Annotated in this window: 4 protein-coding genes and 1 pseudogene; 1 reads left to right on the top strand and 4 read right to left on the bottom strand. The window is 65.4% G+C overall.

All coding sequences use genetic code 11. The features are described 5' to 3' along the window. Both RMO81_RS08010 and RMO81_RS08005 read right to left on the bottom strand, forming a co-directional pair. Positions 1-289: TrmH family RNA methyltransferase (locus RMO81_RS08010; RefSeq protein WP_310475300.1), on the bottom strand; the 289-nt coding region annotated here is incomplete at its 3' end. A gap of 188 nt (positions 290-477) precedes the next feature. Then, positions 478-621 (bottom strand): annotated as a pseudogene (locus RMO81_RS08005) (aminotransferase class I/II-fold pyridoxal phosphate-dependent enzyme); the annotation flags it as partial. Between the two features lie 115 nt (positions 622-736). On the opposite strand from RMO81_RS08005, the gene RMO81_RS08000 reads away from it, so the two are divergent. Beyond that, positions 737-1,408, top strand: coding sequence for a spermidine synthase (locus tag RMO81_RS08000; protein WP_310475299.1), 672 nt, complete (start codon positions 737-739; stop codon positions 1,406-1,408). 2 nt (positions 1,409-1,410) lie between these two features. On the opposite strand, the gene RMO81_RS07995 is transcribed toward RMO81_RS08000, so the two are convergent. Both RMO81_RS07995 and RMO81_RS07990 read right to left on the bottom strand, forming a co-directional pair. Next, a complete protein-coding gene (locus RMO81_RS07995) occupies positions 1,411-1,869 on the bottom strand; it encodes a tRNA (cytidine(34)-2'-O)-methyltransferase (RefSeq protein WP_310475298.1) in 459 nt (152 codons plus the stop codon). A gap of 3 nt (positions 1,870-1,872) precedes the next feature. Beyond that, positions 1,873-3,075 carry a pyridoxal phosphate-dependent aminotransferase gene (locus RMO81_RS07990; RefSeq protein WP_310475297.1) on the bottom strand — a complete coding sequence of 401 codons (1,203 nt, stop codon included), beginning with the start codon at positions 3,073-3,075 and terminating at the stop codon, positions 1,873-1,875. Positions 3,076-3,328: the final 253 nt, after the last annotated feature.

The following is a 3,328-nucleotide window of genomic DNA, read 5'->3' as shown; positions in this document are numbered from 1 at the left end:
GCACGTCGTCGGGGCGGAAGGTGAAATCATGGGCGGAGATGCTGCCCTTGGTGGTGAGCAGCACCAGCCGCCGCACCTCGCCGATGCTGGCGTGAAACGCAGCCCAGTAGGCGTGGCTGGTGATGGCGACGTGATCGATATAGTCCATCGCCGTGCGGCGGACGCGGGCATCGTCCCAGTGGAAGCCGAGCGGTTCGATCAGATCGACGGGGACGCCCAGGCAGGCGCCGAGCCGCAGCACCGCGCCGACATTGCCGGCGATTTCCGGTTCAAACAGCGCGATGCGCATGGGCAAACCTTGGGGCGGGCCTTGGTTGCGGGTTTGGGGTCTGTCCTACACGGGCAAGGCCTGTCATCATCGCCTCGCCCCGGATTGTTGTTGGGGGCGTGGGTTTGGGGCGTGGACGCGCCCCAAACACGCGAGATGCGTCAAAACTGTCAAAACTTCCCGCCGGAAACGGCCCACACGGGGCCGCTTCAGCGCAGATTGCCCACTGCGCGCTGGATGCGTTTGCAGGCTTCTTCCAGCAATTCGTCCGACGTCGCATAGCTGATGCGGAAGGCGGGCGATCCGCCGAACGCCGCGCCGTGGACGACGGCAACGCCTTTGGCTTCGAGCAGGTGGGCTGCGACCGGCGGCTGTGTTCGGGATTTGCCGCTGGCCCCCGCGCGCCGGTTCTGACATGCGGATCGCGCAAGGAGGACGGACCATGACGAGACGGCCAGGCACCGCCCGATGACCCCGCGTGAACTGATCGGCGAAGCTGAAGTGCCAGGCGGGCCGCCGTTGCGGCTGTTCCGGCGGGGCGGCGATTTCATGATCGTGCTGGAACGCAACGAATTGATGAGCACCCGGATGCATGGCTCTGAAGTCGCGCTGGGCACCATGGCGTGCGATCGGCTGGCCAGCCACAAGGCGCCGCATCTGCTGATTGGCGGCTATGGCATGGGCTATACGCTGCGGGCCGTGCTCGGCCGGCTGGCGGCAAATGCGCGGGTGACCGTGGCCGAACTGGTGCCGGGCATCATCGATTGGGCGCGCGGGCCGATGGCGGCGGTAACCAACGGATGCCTGGATGATCCGCGCGTGACGCTGACCATGGGCGATGTTGCCGCCACCATGGCGCAGGCCACGGCGGCCTATGATGCGATCCTGCTGGATGTCGATAATGGCCCGGACGGGCTGACCCGCGCCGCCAATGACGGCATCTACAGCCACCGCGGGCTGGCCGATGCGCGGACGGCGCTGCGGCCCGGCGGCGTGCTCGCCATCTGGTCGGCTGCGCCGGATACGGCGTTCGGGCGGCAATTGGAACGCGCCGGCTTTGCGGTGGAAACCGTGCCGGTGCGGGCGCGCGAGAATGGCAAGGGTGCCACGCACATCATCTGGTTCGCCACGAAACGCTGAGCTCAACCCGGCTGCGGCAACCCGCCGGTCTGCCGCAGTGCTTCGCCCAGCGCCAGGCCAGCGGACATGGCAAGGTTGAGCGAGCGAACAGCCTCACGCATCGGCAGACGGATGCGACCGCCACAGGCCGCGTGGACGTGCGGCGGCGCCCCGGCGCTTTCCTTGCCCAACAACAGCACATCATCGGCGCGAAAGGCGAAATCATAGGCCGAAACGCTGCCCTTGGTGGTGAGCAGGACCAGCCGCGCCGCGCCAATGCTGGCCTGAAACGCATCCCAATCGCGGTGCCGGGTCACGCTGACATGATCAATATAGTCCATCGCCGTGCGGCGCACGCGGGCATCATCCCACGCAAACCCCAGCGGCTCGATCAGATCGACGGGCACGCCCAGGCACGCCCCCAATCGCAGCACCGCACCGACATTGCCGGCGATTTCCGGCTCGAACAGCGCGATGCGCATGGCTCAGACCAGGTTGTTCACGGCCCGCTGAATGCGCTTGCAGGCTTCTTCCAGCAGCGCATCCGACGTCGCATAGCTGATGCGGAAAGCTGGCGAGCCGCCAAAGGCTGCGCCGTGGACGACGGCAACCCCTTCGGCTTCGAGCAGGTAGGCCGCCACGGCTTCATCGTTGGTGAGCACGGTGCCGGTTGGCGTCTTCTTGCCGATCAGGCCGCTGCAATCGGGATAGACATAAAAGGCGCCTTCGGGGCGCGGGCAGATCAGGCCGGGCGTCTGGTTCAGCATGCTCACCACCAGGTCGCGGCGGCGCTGGAAGGCGGCGTTGCGTGTCGCAAGGAAGCTCTGATCGCCGTTCAGGGCCGCAACTGTGGCCGCCATCGAGATCGAGCAGGGGTTGGAGGTGCTCTGCGATTGCAGCTTGGCCATCGCCTTGATGATCCACGCCGGGCCGCCGGCAAAGCCGATGCGCCAGCCGGTCATGGCATAGGCCTTGGAAGCGCCGTTCACGGTGAGTGTGCGATCGTACAGGCCGGGCTCGATCTCGGCCAAGGTGCCGAATTCGAAATCGTCATAGACGATATGTTCGTACATGTCGTCGGCCAGCACCAGCACCTGGGGATGGCGCATCAGCACGGCGGTGAGAGCCTTCAGTTCGGCGCGCGAATAAGCAGCGCCAGTCGGGTTGGACGGCGAATTGAAGATGAACCAGCGCGTTTTGGGCGTGATCGCCGCTTCCAGTTGCGCCGGAGTCAGCTTGAAACCCTGCGCCACGCCGCACTGGATCACCACCGGGGTGGCGCCGGCGAGCAGCACGATATCGGGGTAAGACACCCAATAGGGTGCCGGGATGATCACCTCATCGCCGGGATCAAGCGTGGCCAGCAAGGCGTTGAAAATCGTGTGCTTGCCGCCGCTATTGATGCTGATCTGATCTAGGCCGTAATCCAGATTGTTGTCGCGCTTGAACTTGGCCTGCACCGCCGCCTTGCACTCCGGCGTGCCATCCACACCGGTGTATTTGGTCTGGCCGGCCCGGATGGCGGCGATGGCGGCTTCTTTCACGAAATCCGGCGTATCGAAATCCGGCTCACCAGCGCCCAGCCCGATGATGTCGCGGCCCTGGCGCTTCAACTCCGCCGCCTTGTTGGTCACCGCGATGGTGGGTGACGGCTGGATGCGATTGACGGCGGCAGAGGTGCGTTGCATGCGGGATTCCTTTTGCAGGGCAGCCCTTAAGGGGGCCGCTGCGGCTGTGCAATGTTGGATTGCCATCAGAACGGCAGCGACAGCCGGTTTATTCCCGCCACGGCAGGCTATCGGGAATTTTTCAGCCCTGCTAGCCGCCCATGCGGCGGATGTGATGCCACAGCCGTTCCACCAACCGGTCGTGCGGATCCCAGCCCAACACGTCCATGGGGTTTTCCACGAACGGTGACAGGCCGTTGATATCGTGGAAACG

The sequence above is a fragment of the Sandarakinorhabdus sp. genome, assembly GCF_031422795.1.
Taxonomy (GTDB): Bacteria; Pseudomonadota; Alphaproteobacteria; order Sphingomonadales; family Sphingomonadaceae; genus Sandarakinorhabdus.
Note: the sequence above shows the minus strand (reverse complement) of the source record. Positions and strands in the feature narration are given on the sequence as shown.

Excerpts from the sequence above, each read along its gene's own strand:
- RMO81_RS08000 (WP_310475299.1), top strand. The coding sequence starts at position 737 with ATGACCCCGCGTGAACTGATCGGCGAAGCTGAAGTGCCAGGCGGGCCG.
- RMO81_RS07995 (WP_310475298.1), bottom strand. The coding sequence starts at position 1,869 with ATGCGCATCGCGCTGTTCGAGCCGGAAATCGCCGGCAATGTCGGTGCG.
- RMO81_RS07990 (WP_310475297.1), bottom strand. The coding sequence starts at position 3,075 with ATGCAACGCACCTCTGCCGCCGTCAATCGCATCCAGCCGTCACCCACC.